The sequence below is a fragment of the Actibacterium ureilyticum genome, assembly GCF_002285435.1.
Taxonomy (GTDB): domain Bacteria; phylum Pseudomonadota; class Alphaproteobacteria; order Rhodobacterales; family Rhodobacteraceae; genus Actibacterium_C; species Actibacterium_C ureilyticum.
The window spans coordinates 1,039,633-1,054,832 of sequence record NZ_NSBT01000037.1; the positions used below are offsets into that span (position 1 = coordinate 1,039,633).

13 protein-coding genes are annotated in these 15,200 nt (G+C 63.7%); all 13 read right to left on the reverse strand.

The window, feature by feature from the left end; all coding sequences use genetic code 11:
- Positions 1–76 precede the first annotated feature (76 nt).
- The 13 genes from trpB to CLM60_RS18285 all read right to left on the reverse strand — a co-directional run bounded on the left by trpB (position 77) and on the right by CLM60_RS18285 (position 15,170).
- Positions 77–1,330, reverse strand: a complete 1,254-nt coding sequence (gene trpB / locus CLM60_RS18225; RefSeq protein ID WP_095590777.1) for a tryptophan synthase subunit beta — start codon at positions 1,328–1,330, stop codon at positions 77–79.
- A gap of 76 nt (positions 1,331–1,406) precedes the next feature.
- Positions 1,407–2,081 carry a phosphoribosylanthranilate isomerase gene (locus CLM60_RS18230; RefSeq protein ID WP_095590500.1) on the reverse strand — a complete coding sequence of 225 codons (675 nt, stop codon included), beginning with the start codon at positions 2,079–2,081 and terminating at the stop codon, positions 1,407–1,409.
- A 9-nt stretch (positions 2,082–2,090) separates the two neighbouring features.
- A complete protein-coding gene (locus CLM60_RS18235; protein ID WP_176473925.1) occupies positions 2,091–2,456 on the reverse strand; it encodes a LapA family protein in 366 nt (121 codons plus the stop codon).
- A gap of 15 nt (positions 2,457–2,471) precedes the next feature.
- Positions 2,472–2,753, reverse strand: coding sequence for an integration host factor subunit beta (gene ihfB, locus CLM60_RS18240; protein WP_036557779.1), 282 nt, complete (start codon positions 2,751–2,753; stop codon positions 2,472–2,474).
- Between the two features lie 295 nt (positions 2,754–3,048).
- Positions 3,049–4,815, reverse strand: a complete 1,767-nt coding sequence (gene rpsA, locus CLM60_RS18245) for a 30S ribosomal protein S1 (protein ID WP_281256716.1) — start codon at positions 4,813–4,815, stop codon at positions 3,049–3,051.
- A gap of 109 nt (positions 4,816–4,924) precedes the next feature.
- Complete coding sequence (locus CLM60_RS18250; RefSeq protein ID WP_095590503.1) at positions 4,925–5,521, reverse strand: hypothetical protein; 597 nt, start codon at positions 5,519–5,521, stop codon at positions 4,925–4,927.
- A gap of 54 nt (positions 5,522–5,575) precedes the next feature.
- The gene (locus tag CLM60_RS18255; RefSeq protein ID WP_095590504.1) at positions 5,576–6,184 is read right to left on the reverse strand and encodes a (d)CMP kinase; all 609 of its coding nucleotides are present in this window, start codon (positions 6,182–6,184) and stop codon (positions 5,576–5,578) included.
- Positions 6,181–6,582, reverse strand: coding sequence for a GFA family protein (locus CLM60_RS18260; RefSeq protein ID WP_095590505.1), 402 nt, complete (start codon positions 6,580–6,582; stop codon positions 6,181–6,183). The genes CLM60_RS18255 and CLM60_RS18260 overlap by 4 nt, the downstream gene beginning before the upstream one ends.
- Positions 6,579–7,931 (reverse strand): 3-phosphoshikimate 1-carboxyvinyltransferase, encoded by a 1,353-nt coding sequence (gene aroA / locus CLM60_RS18265; protein WP_095590506.1) that lies wholly within the window; start codon positions 7,929–7,931, stop codon positions 6,579–6,581. The genes CLM60_RS18260 and aroA overlap by 4 nt, the downstream gene beginning before the upstream one ends.
- A 114-nt stretch (positions 7,932–8,045) precedes the next feature.
- Positions 8,046–8,759, reverse strand: coding sequence for a tRNA (guanine(46)-N(7))-methyltransferase TrmB (gene trmB, locus CLM60_RS18270; protein WP_095590778.1), 714 nt, complete (start codon positions 8,757–8,759; stop codon positions 8,046–8,048).
- 98 nt (positions 8,760–8,857) lie between these two features.
- Entirely contained in the window at positions 8,858–12,592 is a 3,735-nt protein-coding gene (locus CLM60_RS18275) for a hypothetical protein (RefSeq protein WP_095590507.1), read from the reverse strand.
- 265 nt (positions 12,593–12,857) lie between these two features.
- On the reverse strand, positions 12,858–14,438 hold the full coding sequence (locus tag CLM60_RS18280; protein ID WP_095590508.1) for a bifunctional metallophosphatase/5'-nucleotidase: 1,581 nt from the start codon (positions 14,436–14,438) through the stop codon (positions 12,858–12,860).
- A 126-nt stretch (positions 14,439–14,564) separates the two neighbouring features.
- On the reverse strand, positions 14,565–15,170 hold the full coding sequence (locus CLM60_RS18285) for a TetR/AcrR family transcriptional regulator (protein WP_095590509.1): 606 nt from the start codon (positions 15,168–15,170) through the stop codon (positions 14,565–14,567).
- Positions 15,171–15,200 lie beyond the last annotated feature (30 nt).

Consider the following 15,200-nt stretch of genomic DNA (forward strand, 5'->3'; position numbering starts at 1 on the left):
CGCAACAATCGAAAAGGGCGGCCCACCGGACCGCCCCCTGTCGCACACCGTCAGCGGCGTTTCATTTGCGAAAATTTCACTCGAACACGCGGCCTTCGGGACCGGACATGTCAAAGCCCAGATGGCGGGCCACGGTGAAGATGTCCTTGTCGCCCCGGCCACACATGTTCATCACGATGATATGGTCGGCGGGCAGGTCCGGCGCGATCTTGGTAACATGGGCCAGCGCGTGACAGGGTTCCAGCGCGGGGATGATCCCCTCGGTCTTGCACGACAGCTGGAACGCCTCCAGCGCCTCGGCATCGGTGATCGAGACATATTCGGCCCGCCCGGTATCGTGCAGCCAGGAATGTTCCGGCCCGATCCCGGGATAGTCCAGCCCGGCCGAGATCGAATAACCCTCCAGGATCTGACCATCGTCGTCCTGCAACAGATATGTCCGGTTGCCGTGCAGCACGCCAGGCCGCCCCCCGGTCAGGCTGGCGCAATGTTCCATCTTTTCGTTGACGCCCTTGCCGCCGGCCTCGACCCCGATGATGCGCACATCCTTGTCGTCCAGGAACGGATAGAACAGGCCCATGGCGTTCGACCCGCCCCCGATGGCGGCGATCACGGTATCGGGCAGGCGCCCCTCGCCCTCTTGCTCGGCCAGTTGCCAGCGGACTTCCTTGCCGATGATCGACTGGAAATCGCGCACCATCGCCGGATAGGGATGCGGCCCCGCAACCGTGCCAATGCAGTAAAACGTCTCACGCACATTGGTCACCCAGTCGCGCAACGCGTCGTTCATCGCGTCCTTCAGCGTGCCGCGACCGGATGTGACCGGCACGACCTCGGCCCCCAGCAGGCGCATCCGGAACACGTTCGGGGCCTGACGTTCCACGTCATGCGCGCCCATATAGACCACGCATTTCAGCCCGAACTTGGCGCAGACCGTAGCCGTCGCAACACCGTGCTGACCGGCGCCGGTTTCGGCGATGATCCGGGTCTTGCCCATGCGCCGCGCCAACAGGATCTGGCCCAGCACGTTGTTGATCTTGTGCGCGCCGGTGTGGTTCAGTTCGTCGCGCTTCAGGTAAATCTTGGCGCCGCCCAGATGGGCGGTCAGACCTTCGGCGTAATAAAGCGGGCTGGGACGGCCGACATAGTGTTTCCACAGGTCGTTCATCTGATCCCAGAAGCTCTGGTCGGTCTTGGCCTTCTCGTATTCCTCTTCCAGGCTCAGGATCAGCGGCATCAGGGTTTCGCTGACAAAACGCCCGCCGAAATCACCGAAGCGGCCCTTTTCATCGGGGCCATTCATGAAGCTGTTGAAAAGATCGTCGGCCATCAAGGTCTCCATTCGCGTCCCTGTCCTTCTTAGGATCAGAACGCCGGTTGTGCCATGCGAAAATGCGGCGCGGGCGTCACCGCAGCGACGGCACCGCCAGTTCGCCGCCCTGCGCGGCGGTGACAAAGGCGCGGATGCGGTCGGGATCCTTGACCCCCGGCGCGCTTTCGACGCCGGACGACACATCGACCTGCCGCGCCCCGGTCAGGCGCACGGCCTCGGCCACGTTATCGGCGGTCAGCCCACCGGCCAGCATCCAGGGCCGGGTCCAGTATTTGCGCCCCGCCAGCAGCCGCCAGTCAAAGGCCAGCCCGTTCCCCCCCGGAAGCGTCGCGTCCTTCGGCGGCTTGGCATCGATCAAAAGCTGATCGGCAACGGCGGCATAGGTGTCGATCTGATCCAGATCGACGGCATCGGCGATCCCGATCGCCTTCATCACCGGCAGGCCATAGCGCGCCCGGATCTCGGCCACCCGCGCGGGGCTTTCGTGGCCGTGCAGCTGGAGCATGTCGAGCGGAACCCGCTCAAGAAGCTGATCCAGAAACACGTCATCGGCATCCACCGTCAGCGCGACCTTGGCCACGCCGGGCGGCACCTCGGCGGCCAGGGCGGCGGCCTGTTCCGGCGCGATATGGCGCGGTGACTTGGGAAAGAATACGAACCCGACATAGGCCGCACCGGCATCCACCGCCGCCGCAACCTGGGCCGCATCCCGCAGCCCGCAGATTTTCACACGAATTCCCGAGGTCATGGCCGGAGTTTACCCCGCCGCCTTGCCATCCTCAAGCAGGGCCAGCACCTCGTCCTTGCCTTCGGCCTTGGCCTCGCGCCGTTTCAGGCGGTTGACCTCGCGCTCCAGCTTGACCGCGTCGCGCTTGGCGCGGCTGGCCTCGGTCCGGTGCTTGCCCTCGCGCAGCCATTCCCAGACAAAGCCCAGCAGCAGCCCGACAATGATGCTGCCGAAGACCACCAGGAACAGCGGCATCTGGATCGACCACGAGAACCGCGCGAATGCCGCCAGATCGTCGGGCAGAAGTGTCAGCGTGACAAGCTGACGGTTGGCCAGCGCCACGGTGATCAGGCAAATGCCCAGAACAAGAAGGAAAAGATAGCGCAGATACCGCATGATCGCCCCGATTGGTTACTTGCCGTTCAACCGATCCCTTAGAAGCTTCCCGGTCTTGAAGAAAGGCACATATTTCTCTTCGACCGCTACGCTTTCGCCCGTGCGCGGATTGCGGCCGGTGCGCGCGTCGCGCTTCTTGACCGAAAACGCGCCGAACCCGCGCAGCTCGACCCGGTCGCCCGCGGACATCGCTTCGATGATCTCTTCGAAGATGGTGTTCACGATCCGCTCGACATCGCGCTGATACAGATGCGGGTTCTCATCTGCTATTTTCTGGATAAGTTCTGACCGGATCATACTGAAATCTATCCCCCCATCGAACGCTTCGACTGAAACCCAATTTTCATCATGGGCTTGATCGACTATAGGCGCGTTTTTCGAAGTGAGAAACAGAAAGCCTTTGAAAAACGGGGGAAAACTGCGACTTTGGCAGTATTGAACCGCGTAAAATGCGTGCCGTTGCGGGCCAAAAGAGGATTTCCGCATCGCTGCATGAAACGCCGCGCTGCGGCATCAGGATTTGATTCGCTGGTCAAACAAACGGCCCCGCCGAAACCGGCGGGGCCGCGAACCCGATAACGGGTCGGTGTCGTTATTCGTCGCCTTTCAGCGCCGCGCCCAGGATATCGCCCAGCGATGCACCCGAGTCCGACGAGCCGTACTGTTCCACGGCCTCTTTCTCTTCGGCGATCTCGCGCGCCTTGATCGACAGGCCCAGACGGCGGGTCTTGGCGTCGACATTGGTGATGCGCACATCGACCTTGTCGCCGACCTGGAAGCGCTCGGGGCGCTGCTCGGCACGGTCACGGCTCAGGTCCGAACGGCGGATGAAGGACTTCATGCCTTCGTATTCCACCTCGATGCCGCCATCTTCGATCGCGGTCACTTCAACGGTGATGATCGAGCCGCGCTTGATGCCACCAGTGGCTTCAGCGAACTTGTCACCGCCCAGCGCCTTGACGCTCAGGCTGATGCGTTCCTTGTCGATATCGACCTCGGTCACGACCGCCTTGACGACATCGCCCTTGCGATAGTTCTGGATCGCATCCTCGCCACGCTCGTCCCAGGACAGATCGGACAGGTGCACCATGCCGTCGATGTCGTTGTCCAGGCCGATGAACAGACCGAATTCGGTGATGTTCTTGACCTCGCCCTCGACCTCGGTTCCGACCGGGTGAGTGTCGGCGAAGTTTTCCCACGGGTTGCGCATGGTCTGTTTGAGACCCAGCGAAACGCGACGCTTGGCTTCGTCGATCTCCAGCACCATGACTTCGACTTCCTGCGAGGTCGAAACGATCTTGCCGGGGTGGACGTTCTTCTTGGTCCACGACATTTCGGACACGTGCACCAGACCCTCGACACCGGGCTCCAGCTCGACGAACGCACCGTAGTCGGTGATGTTCGTGACGCGGCCGGTATGCACCGAATCCAGCGGGTACTTGGCGGTGACCGAATCCCACGGATCGTCCTGCAGCTGTTTCATGCCCAGGCTGATGCGGTGGGTTTCCTTGTTGATCTTGATGACCTGGACTTTCACGGTCTCGCCGATCGACAGGATCTCGGACGGGTGGTTCACACGGCGCCATGCCATGTCGGTGACGTGCAGCAGGCCGTCAACGCCACCCAGATCCACGAAGGCACCGTATTCGGTGATGTTCTTGACGACACCATCCACGGCCTGGCCTTCGGTCAGGTTGCCGATAACCTCGGCGCGCTGTTCGGCACGGCTTTCTTCCAGGATCGCGCGGCGCGAGACAACGATGTTACCACGGCGACGGTCCATTTTCAGGATCTGGAAGGGCTGCTTCAGACCCATCAGCGGGCCGGCATCGCGCACGGGGCGCACATCGACCTGGCTGCCGGGCAGGAAGGCCACGGCGCCGCCCAGATCGACGGTAAAGCCGCCCTTGACGCGACCGAAGATCGCGCCTTCGACGCGGGCGTCGTCGGCATAGGCTTTTTCCAGGCGATCCCAGGCTTCCTCGCGGCGGGCCTTGTCACGGCTGATGACGGCTTCGCCACGGGCGTTTTCCACGCGGTCCAGGAACACTTCCACCTCGTCGCCAACAGCGATCTCGGGGGCTTCACCGGGGTTTGCGAATTCTTTCAGATCGACACGGCCTTCCATCTTGTAGCCGACGTCGATGATGGCCTGACCTGCTTCGACAGCGATCACACGGCCTTTGACAACGGACCCCTCGTTGGGCGTGTCAATTTCGAAGCTTTCTTGCAGGAGGGCTTCGAATTCCTCCATCGATGCGTTTTGAGCCATTAGGTCTCGGTTTCCTTTTACATTTGTTTCTGGCCGTGCGGTTGTCTCCGCCGGTCTTGGGTTTGGTCCTGACGCGCCATAAAACAAAGAGGGCCGGCATTCCCGACCCTGCTCGTCTGTTGTTTTATGGCATATGCGCCTTGTCGACGGGCGCCTCTATAGCCAGTTTGCCCCAAGCCTGCAAGGGGTTTGCGCCCTAATCGCAGATCACGCGCCGGATCTGCAGATCCCAGCCGCCCGGCGGCAGGGGGCGTTCGGACAGGCCGCGCGCGGACGGGCGCGGTTCGAAACCCGGCTCGGGGTCCGGGACAGGCTCCAGCGCGATGCGCTGACAGACCGACTGCCCGTGCAATGTCACATCGAAACCGTCACCCTCCGCATCCGGGATCAGCCCGACCACATGCCCCGCCTTGCGCGCCACCCCCTCGATCGCGAAGTCCAGCGGCGGGTCGATCTGCAACCGCCCCGCCCCCTCGCCCGGGGTAAATCCGCGTTCTTCACCCTGCCAGTCCTGGCCATAGGCCAGATCGACCACATAGCGCCCGTTGGGCACCAGCACCCGAAAGAACCGCCCGCCCTCGATCCCCGCGGCCAGAACCGGTGCGGTGGTCTCGGCATCCAGCAGTTGCAGGTAAAACCACATCCCCGGCGGCGTCTTCACCACCAGCGGGAACTGCGCCGACAGCGGCGAGTCGCGCCACAGCAACCCATGCGTCAGTTGCGCAGCGGCCCCCTGCCCCGCACCGGCCAGCATAAATATGGAAAGCAAAACGGCCGTCAGACAGCGGATCATCGCACACCTCTGCCCCCTAGATGGGGCCGGCGCGCGGGCTTTCCAGCGCGGCGCTCAGTCGCGGCGCGCCTCGATCACCGCAACGGCACGGGCCACGGCGGCTTCGATCGACATGTCCGACGTGTCGATGATCACCGCATCCTCGGCGGGTTTCAGCGGCGCGTCGCTGCGGCCCATATCGCGGGCATCGCGTTCGCGCACATCGGCCAGCACCTGCTCGCGGCTGACCAGCAGACCCTTGGCCTCCAGCTCCAGATACCGGCGTTCGGCGCGCACCTCGGCGCTGGCGGTGACGTAAAGCTTCACCTCGGCCTCGGGGCAGATCACCGTGCCGATATCGCGCCCGTCCAGAACCGCGCCCCCGGCCCGCCGGGCAAAGGCGCGCTGGAAATCGATCAGCGCCGCGCGCACCTGCGGGATCGCGGCAACCTTGCTGGCGGCTTGTGCCACGGCGGGCGTGCGCAGCGCATCGCTTTCCAGGTCTTCGGCCACCAGCGCCTGCGCCGCCTCGACCGCCGGGGTGCCGTCCAACGTGTGTGCCCCGACGGCGCGATAAAGCAGCCCGGTATCCAGATGCCCGAACGCGAAATGCGCGGCCACCGCCCTGGATATGGTGCCCTTGCCCGCTGCGGCCGGGCCGTCGATTGCAACCGTAAAGCTCATGTCACCTGCGTCGTCAGTTCCGGATCGTCACCAGCGGATTGCGGCAACCCATCGGCAATTTCATAGTAATCGCCCTTGTCGGCGCAAAAGATATGGCCCTTCAGGGTTAATCCGGTCGGCGCGTCCAGCGTACCGGCAAATATCGACAGGTGGCTGCCCGGCCCGTCCCAGAACAGGTTCGATCCGCAGTTCGGGCAAAAGCCGCGCCGTGCACCGTCGGACGATGCATACCAGCGCAGCGCGCCGTCGATCTCGATCCGGTCCCGCGCGACCGAGGTCGCGGCGACATGGTGCCCGGATGTCTTGCGGCACTGGGTGCAGTGGCACGCGATCACCGGCCTGAGCGGCCCATCGACGCGATACCTCACCGCGCCACACAGGCACCCGCCGGTTCTCATGCCTTGGTCCGCTGAAGCTGCGCGCCCAGCGTTTCCATCAGCGGCTCGAAAATCGGGAAGGATGTCGCAATCGGCCCCGCATCATCGACCGAAACCGGCTGCTGCGCCGCCATGCCCGCGCACAGGAACGACATGGCGATCCGGTGATCCAGCCGCGCCTGGGCAACGGCCCCGCCGGGCAATCCGCCCGGCCCCATGCCGTGCACGATCAGCGTGTCCTCGTCCTCTTCGATGCGGGCGCCATTGGCCTCCAGCCCGCGGGCCATCGCGTCGATCCGGTCGGATTCCTTCACCCGCAGCTCTTTTACCCCGCGCATGATGGTCTGGCCCGCGGCGAAACAGGCCACGACCGACAGGATCGGATATTCGTCGATCATCGAAGGCGCGCGTTCGGGCGGCACCTCGATCCCCTTCATGTCGGGCGAAAAGCGCGCGCGCAGGTCGGCCACCGGCTCGCCCCCCTCTTCGCGCGGGTTCTCGAAGGTCAGGTCGGCGCCCATTTCCTGCAACGTGGTGAACAGCCCCGCGCGCGTCGGGTTCAGCCCGATATTGGGCACCAACACGTCCGAACCTTCAACGATCAGCGCCGCACAGACCGGAAACGCCGCGCTGGACGGATCGCGTGGCACCACGATGGTCTGCGGCGTCAGCTCTGGCTGCCCGGTCAGGGTAATGACCCGACCCTCATCTGTCTCCTCGACCGTGATCTCGGCCCCGAAACCTGCCAGCATCCGCTCGGTATGATCGCGGGTCGCTTCCTTTTCGATCACCACGGTCTGGCCCGGCGCGTTAAGCCCCGCCAGCAACACCGCCGATTTCACCTGGGCCGAGGGCATCGGCACGGTATAGCGCACCGGCACCGGATCGGCCGCGCCCACGATGGTCATGGGCAAACGCCCACCCTGACGGCCGTGGGACTGCGCGCCGAACAGCGCGATGGGATCGGTGATCCGCCCCATCGGGCGCCCGCGCAAGGACGCATCGCCGGTAAAGGTCGCGGTGATGGGCGATGTGGCCATCGCCCCCATGATCAGCCGCACCCCGGTGCCCGAATTGCCGCAGTCGATCACATCCTCGGGCTCGGCAAAACCACCCACACCCACGCCATTCACGGTCCATTCACCCGCGCCATGATGCGTGACCTCGGCCCCGAAGGCGCGCATCGCCTTGGCGGTGTCCAGCACGTCCTGCCCTTCCAGCAGCCCCGAGATCCGCGTCTCGCCCACCGACAGCGCGCCCAGGATCAGCGACCGGTGACTGATCGACTTGTCGCCCGGCACCTCGGCCACGCCGGTCAGCGGCCCCGCGCGGCGGGCTGTCATTGGAATCGGATCACCGTGGCCGGACATGCGTCACTCTCCCTCAAAGCTTTGCCCGCCTGATAGCGCAGCGAAACGGGGCCGTCCATGCGCGACCGCCCCCTTCATTGCTCGAAAAATACTCCCGCCGGAGGCGTCCCGCCCTCACCGCCGCCGGAACGTCAGGTAATGCGGCACCCGCCCCTCGCGCAGGGCCTTCTGTTCATACCGGGTCGAGATCCAGTCGCCCCAGGGCTGCCGCCAGTCATCGGGGCGCTCTGCCAGCCAGTCGAACCCGTGACGCGGTACCTGTTCCAGCGTCTGGCGCACATAATCGGGAATGTCGGTCGCCACGCGAAAGATCGCGCCGGGTTTCAACACCCGGTGCAGCGGCGCCAGATATTCCGGCGTCACGAAACGCCGCCGGTGATGGCGCTTCTTTGGCCAGGGATCGGGATAAAGCAGGAACGCCCGGGCAATCGAGGCATCGGGCAACACATCGAACATGTCGCGCACATCGCCGGGATGCACGGCCACATTGTCCGTGCCCGCATCGCGGATCTTGCCCAGCAGCATCGCCACACCGTTGATGAAAGGCTCGCAGCCGATGATCCCCACATCGGGGTTCTGCGCGGCCTGATGCACCATATGCTCGCCACCGCCAAAGCCGATTTCCAGCCACACATCCCGCTCGCCGAACAGCGCCGACAGGTCGATGGGGGTGCGATCTGGGTTTTCTTCCCACCCGACCGGGCCGGGGGACAGGGCCGCCAGGTCCTGGTCCAGGTATTCCTTCTGGCTGTCGCGCAGGGTCTTGCCCTTGAAACGACCATAGAAGTTGCGCCACGGGGCGCCCGAGGGATGCTTGCCATTGCTCATGGCCGCGCGGTTTAGCGCCCATTGGCCCCCGGCACAATCCATCAGCGCGGGCCTTCAGCGCGGGCGCGCCGCCGAAACACGCGCCCGCAGATCAGCGATCAGTCGTCGTCCATCGCGTCGACCACCTCGCTGACCTTGTCATAGATGTCCTTGACCTCGTCGATCACCTCGCTGATCGGCGGGTTGGGAATGTGCTCCAGGATTTCCTGCGCGGTGTTTTCAATGATCTCGCCAATCGGGCCACGATCTTTGCTTTCGATCCATTTGCTGACCGTACCGGTGGGGTCTCGAACGAAATTCTCGCCCTCTTCCACCACGTCATCGACGAAATCACCGACCTGATCGCCGATGCTTTCATCCTCGTCCTCATCCTCGCACTTGTCGCCGCGCGCCTTCTCGTCCTCCAGCTCCTGTTCGGTGCGCTCGGCTTCCGCGTCCTCCAGCTCTTCCTGACGTGCCAGGATCGCCTCGGCCTCGGCCTTGACTTCGGCGGCCTTTTCCAGCGCGGCGTCATAATCGCCAGCCACTCCCAGGCTCTTCGCGTCTTCATAAAGACCGCGCAGCGCCTCTGCCCGAACAGCCAAATCCTCGGGTTCGGTCACGGCAACCGCACGGGTATAGACACTCAGCAGCCCGCTCATGCGTTCATCGAACCGGATCTTGTCGCCCTGCAGCGCCTCTTCGGCCTTGTCGAACGCCGCCAGCGCGCCTTCGACCTCGGCGGCCTTCTGGATCGCGCGGCGATAGTCATTGTCGTCTTCGACAATGTCCTTCATCGTCTTGAACGCCGCTGTCACCGCATTCAACAGGGGCACGAGCTCTTCTTCCGAGGTATTTGGCGACCCTTCGGCCGCCGTCACGCGCGGCTGAAGCGACTCCAGCTTGCCCTCGTATTCTGCCTTCAACTCGCCTTCGGTTTTCAGCGCGTCCTCCAGCAGGCGCATCTTTTCGTTGAATGCCGACAGCTTGTCGGTGATCGCATCCAGATCATCGCCATTCAGCACGCCCTCAAGCGCCTCTTTCGCGCCTTCGGCAGCCTTGTATTCATCCTCGGCGCGACCCTCGGCATCGCTTGGCAGCGCCTCCCAACGGCGCAGCGCAGCGCGGGCTTCGGCGATCTTCTTCTCTTTCGCGACCAGCAGCTCGGAATGGCGATCCTCGATATTCTGCGCCCGGCGCATCAGTTCTTCGGCCTTGGATTTGGCTTCGGCATAATTCTCGGTGCCTGCCGCCGTTTCCATCGCGGATTTCAGATCGTCGAGCTCGCCTGCCGCCTTCGACAGCTCTTCGAACTCTTCGGCCTTTTCCTTGGCATTGTCATAGGCGGCAATCGCCAGGTCGCGCACGATCTCATAGGCTTCGCGGGCATCGCCGAACTGGTCGACCTTTTCCAAGTACTTGTCGATCAGCGCATTGACCTCGTCGGCCTTGGCAACGGCGTCGATATATTCGTCGGCATCGCCCAGCGCGGTCATTGCGTCATGGCCCTGGATCACCGCGTCGGCGGCGGATTGCGCTTCTTCGATGGTATTGGCCCGCACCACGGCGATCTTGTCGGCCATATCGGCGGCCAGCTTTTCATAGACGGCCTTTTGCAGCGTCAACTGTTCGTTCAGCGCAACGATGGCGGTCAGCTTACCCTCCAGCTGCTCCATCTTCGTCATCGCCTCGCGCAGGCGTGCCGCGGCGGCGTCGGCCTGCATCGCGGTGTAAAGGTCCTCGATCTCCTGCTTGTCGTCGATGAGCGATTTGAAGGTGAAGCCGCGCGCGGTTTCAACGCGCGGTTCGACCAGTGCAAGGCGGCGCTTGTATTCCTTCAGCAGGGCTCCCAGCACCTGAAACTCGGCCAGTGGCGCGATCAGCGCGGTCGCCTTCTGTACGGCGGTCTGGTAATCCGTCGCCTCGGCGGCGGCCAGCATCTCGTCCCGCAGCGCCAGGATCTCGGCCTTTTTACCGGCCAGTTCCTCGTGATCGCAGGATTCCACATCCTCGATCTGACCCTTGATCGAGTCATAGAGCGCCTCGTACTGGACGCGCAGCGCCTCCAGATCGCCCATGCGGGCCTCCAGATCGTTCAGCTTGCGCTCGATGGCGTTCAGGTGATCCAGCGCGGTCGGAAAATCCAGCGCGGTCGCGGCCTGTTCCATGTTGGCGCGCAGCGTCGTCAACTCGCCCCGCACCGGTTCCAGCTCGGCGAAATCGCATTGCATCAGCCCGTCGAACCGCGCAATCAACGGCGGCATCCGGGTTTCAAATTCGGCCCGCGCGGCATCCAGACTGTCGCGAGTCGCCTCGATCCCGTCCAGCGCGACCGCCAGTTGGTCCAGCATCGTCAGCGCCTGGATGTAATCGCCCTGCGTCACCGCATCCTCGATCTGCGTGCGCAGATCGATCAGTGCCTGATGATCGGGCAAAAGCTGCGGGTATTCGCATTGCGACACGCCATCGCAGCGCGCCAGCACATCCGGCGACCGGCGCTCGTATTCCTCCCTAGCCGCATCCTGCGCCGCGATCAGCCCCATCAGCGCGGCGATCTGCCCCTCGGCGGTCTGCAACAGCGCAATCGCCTGGATATAGTCGCCTGCGGCGGCTGCGGATTCCGCCTGTGCTTTCAAATCCGTAATCGCGATGCTCATGTCATCCAGCACCGGATAGGTGCAGACGGCGGCATCGGCAAATTGCGGTTCCAGCCGCGCCAGAAGCTCTTCGAATTCACGGCCCAGACGGGCCTGTTCCAACTCGACCAGATAGGCGTCGATCATCTGCACCAGACCATCCATCTCGCTCAGCGCGGTCTCGTAGTCGTGGTTGGTCGCCGCCGCGTGCATCCGGTCGGCCGAGGCATTGATATCGCTCTGCTGCTGCGCCAGCGCCGGGAACTCGGTGGTCTGGCACTGGGCCAGATCGGCCTCGACCCCCGGCAGGCGGGAGTCATAAATCTCCTGCTCGGTCGCGGATTCCTCGAACGCGGTGAGGAACGTGTCGATCTTGCCCGACAGGTCCGCAATCATCTCAAGCGCGCGGGCATAGTCGCCCTCTGCCGCCACGGTCGGGATCTGTTCCGACAGCGCGATGATATCTTCCTGCATCGGCACCAGATCGGGATATTCGCAGGTGGCCGTCTGATGCAGGCGCGGCTGGATCGCGGCCCATTCGCCATCGTATTGCTCGGCCTGCAGGCGCAGGGTTTCAAGGTCGATCTCGACCTGCTCCAAGCGCAGCACCAATTCCCGCAACAGTTCCAACGCGCTGACATAGTTCACCGCATCCACGTCGGTCTGGATCGGCGGCAGGCCCGCCTCGATGCCCGCCAGATCGTTGCAGATCTGGTCGCTGATCGGGGGGGCGCCATTCGCGGTCTGCATGCGGGTGTCGAAATCGGCGCGCAGGGTTTCATAGTCGGCCTTGGCCTGAGATTGCAGAAGATAGTCGTCATAGACCGGGCCCATCGTGGTTTCGGCCTGATCCAGCGCCGTGGTCGCATCGGCCCAGCGCTGATCGTCCACGCACTCGCCAATCGCGGCGACCTCGTCCTCGACCCCGCCGGCATCGGGATGGCCAAAGGCGCGCAGATCATCCAACCGCGAGCGCAACTGCGAATAATCCCGCGCGCGCCCTTCCCAGATATTGCGGTTACGCTCGATCTCGGCCCGAAGGTCGGCAATCACCTGTTTTAACTGGTCGATCTTGCCCGCGATCCGGTCAAGCTGCGCCTGTTCGTCCCGGTCGATCGTGCCGTCAGACATGAAGTCTCTGCGCATCTTGCGTTCTTCGGAAACAAGCGTGTTCGACTGCCGCTCGGCAGCCTCGATCTGTTCAATCTTGGGGTTCATGGTGTCCTCGATGAATGTCACGCGCGGCGCTGTGAAAGGGCCGCTGAAAAGCTAGGGATTTACAAAATTGGGTGGGCCGAAACGGGCCCGGGACGATGAAGCGAAACTGACGGAACGGTCCTTGTGAAACGATGGGTGGTTAATTCGAGGTCTTTAAAAATCGGTCTTTGAATGGCGCCCAATCTAGCGCGAAATCCGGTTCCAGACAATCCTCTGGTGCCAGAAGCCACGGCGCAGGGGGCTGCCCCCGCGCCGTGTCCGGTGGTTATTTCTGCACGATACGGCCGTCCAGATAGGGGGCATAGGGGCCGGATTCGGCCAGGTATTCCGCCGTCACATCGGCCAGGTCGGGGCCGAAATCATAGGCGTTCATCCCCTCGGACGAGAACATCTTGTACCCGTCGCCGCCGTTGCGGACGTAGTTGTTGGTCACCACGCCATAGACGCCTTCGGGATCGATGGGCGCCCAGCCGTCGCCGTCCTTGACCAGCACCTCGGTGATGCGCCCCTCGCCCGCGGCGACAGACGGATCCCAGGTGAATTTCATCCCCGCGACCTGCGGGAAGCGGCCTGCGCCCTCCTCGACCTGGCTCACGCCGTTTTCCAGCGCGTCGATGATGGTCTGGCCCTTGGCTTGGAAGGTCGACAGGGTGTTCTGGAACGGCAGCACGGTCAGAACCTCGCCCATCGTCACCTCGCCCGCGTCGATGCTGGCACGCAGCCCGCCCGAGTTCGCAATCGAGATGGTCACGCCCTGATCGGCCACGCGGGCCAGCATGGCATCGGCCACCAGGTTGCCCATCGCGCATTCCTGCACGCGGCAGACCGAGCGGTCGCCCTCGATGGCATCGGCGGCCTGGGCCACGACCTTGCTGCGGATTTCCTCCAGCGGGGTGGCCAGCTCGGCGATGCGCGACACGGTGCCTGCGTCTTCGGTCACGGCGGCATCCATGACCAGCGGCTCGCCCACGGCCTCGGTGATCTCACCCGCGTCGTTGAAGGTCACGTTCAGCTCGCCCAGGAATTTGCCATAGGCATAGGCCTGCACGATGGCGGTATTGCCGACCATGGTCGGGTACGGACCCTTGGCGTCTTCGGACGTGTTGGACAGATAGGTGTTGTCATGGCCGCCCACGATCACGTCGACCCCGGTGGTTTCGGCGGCAACCTTCTGGTCGACACCATAGCCCGAGTGGCTGAGCACGATGATCTTGTTCACGCCCATCTCGGTCAGCTTGTCGACCTCGCCCTGGACCGCCTGTGCGGGATCGGTGAAGATCACGTTCGGGCCGGGGCTGGCCAGTTCATCGGTGTCCTGCGGGGTCAGGCCGATCAGGCCCAGCTTCTCACCGCCACGCTCGATCACGGTGGATTTCGCCAGCTTGTCCGACAGCAGCGGCTCGCCCGAGACATCGGCATTCGACATCAGCACGGGGAAATCGACGGCATCCATGAAGCCGCGCAGAACCTCGGGGCCATCGTCGAACTCGTGGTTGCCCACGGTCATCGCGTCATAGCCGAGCTTGTTCATCATCTCGGCCGCGACCTTGCCCTTGTAATAGGTATAGAACAGCGTGCCCTGGAACTGGTCGCCGCCATCGACAAGGATATAGTTGTTGGTGCGCTGCTTGGCGGCCTCGACCGCCGTGACCAGACGCGCGGTGCCGCCGAAACACTTGCCCTCGGCATTGTCCTCGGCGCTGCAGGCGCTGTCATATTTCGAAATCGGCTCGAAACGGGCATGGAAATCATTGGTGTGCAGAATTGTCAGCGAATAATCCGCCAGCGCGGCGCCGGACCCCAGCGTGATGGCAACTGCGGTTGAGGAAAGTAAGCGAATGGACATGGAAGTCTCCCGTTGCATATCCTGTTCAGATTGACGCCGGGCCCGGCACGAGTCAAAGCCCGATTGCAGCCACTTGACGTAACGTCCGACAGAGTCGTGTGGGAAGAGTGGACCAAAAACAACGGCTTAAGACAATGCGAATGTGCCCCCGTCCGCCGCACGCAACCAGGGGCCGCACAGCGTCGCGGCCAGCGTATCGGTGTCGGCTGTCAGTTTCCCCGCCAACAGCCGCATCCAGGCCAGCCCCATCAGCGCGTCGATGGCAATCTCCAGGTCCAGACCGGGCGACAGCTCGCCCCGGTCGGCGGCTCTGGCCAGCATGGACCGCAGCCCGTCGCGGCGTTCCTGGCGATATTCCTCCAACGCCTCGGCCATGTCGGGATCGGATTGCGCACCGGCGATGATCAGCCGGAAAAGCCGTCCGTCCGGGCGCGACCAGAACGCGAAAAGCAGCTTGTAAAACAGCGCGATATCGGTTTGCAGCGCGCCGGTATCGGGCAGCGCGAAATCGGCCTTGGACCGTTCGTAAACCGCCAGGATCAGTCGCCCGCGCGTCGGCCACCAGCGATACAGCGTCGCCTTGCCCGCCTGTGCGCGCCTGGCGACGGCCTCCATCTTCAGGCCTGCGATGCCGACCTCGTGCAGGATCGATTCGGCGGCATCCAGGATCGCCTTTTCGGTTTCCGGATTCCGCCGCGCACCGATGGACCTGCGCGAAATCTCTGCGGGCATGTGGGCCTCCCTTGACATATCGGAACGTCG

What these genes read in the sequence shown, in the direction of transcription:
- CLM60_RS18250 (WP_095590503.1), bottom strand. Translation starts at nt 5,521, where the DNA reads ATGATCCGCTGTCTGACGGCCGTTTTGCTTTCCATATTTATGCTGGCC.
- trpB (WP_095590777.1), bottom strand. Translation starts at nt 1,330, where the DNA reads ATGGCCGACGATCTTTTCAACAGCTTCATGAATGGCCCCGATGAAAAG.
- CLM60_RS18260 (WP_095590505.1), bottom strand. Translation starts at nt 6,582, where the DNA reads ATGAGAACCGGCGGGTGCCTGTGTGGCGCGGTGAGGTATCGCGTCGAT.
- CLM60_RS18280 (WP_095590508.1), bottom strand. Translation starts at nt 14,438, where the DNA reads ATGTCCATTCGCTTACTTTCCTCAACCGCAGTTGCCATCACGCTGGGG.
- CLM60_RS18230 (WP_095590500.1), bottom strand. Translation starts at nt 2,081, where the DNA reads ATGACCTCGGGAATTCGTGTGAAAATCTGCGGGCTGCGGGATGCGGCC.
- CLM60_RS18275 (WP_095590507.1), bottom strand. Translation starts at nt 12,592, where the DNA reads ATGAACCCCAAGATTGAACAGATCGAGGCTGCCGAGCGGCAGTCGAAC.
- aroA (WP_095590506.1), bottom strand. Translation starts at nt 7,931, where the DNA reads ATGTCCGGCCACGGTGATCCGATTCCAATGACAGCCCGCCGCGCGGGG.
- CLM60_RS18255 (WP_095590504.1), bottom strand. Translation starts at nt 6,184, where the DNA reads ATGAGCTTTACGGTTGCAATCGACGGCCCGGCCGCAGCGGGCAAGGGC.
- trmB (WP_095590778.1), bottom strand. Translation starts at nt 8,759, where the DNA reads ATGAGCAATGGCAAGCATCCCTCGGGCGCCCCGTGGCGCAACTTCTAT.
- CLM60_RS18285 (WP_095590509.1), bottom strand. Translation starts at nt 15,170, where the DNA reads ATGCCCGCAGAGATTTCGCGCAGGTCCATCGGTGCGCGGCGGAATCCG.
- CLM60_RS18235 (WP_176473925.1), bottom strand. Translation starts at nt 2,456, where the DNA reads ATGCGGTATCTGCGCTATCTTTTCCTTCTTGTTCTGGGCATTTGCCTG.
- ihfB (WP_036557779.1), bottom strand. Translation starts at nt 2,753, where the DNA reads ATGATCCGGTCAGAACTTATCCAGAAAATAGCAGATGAGAACCCGCAT.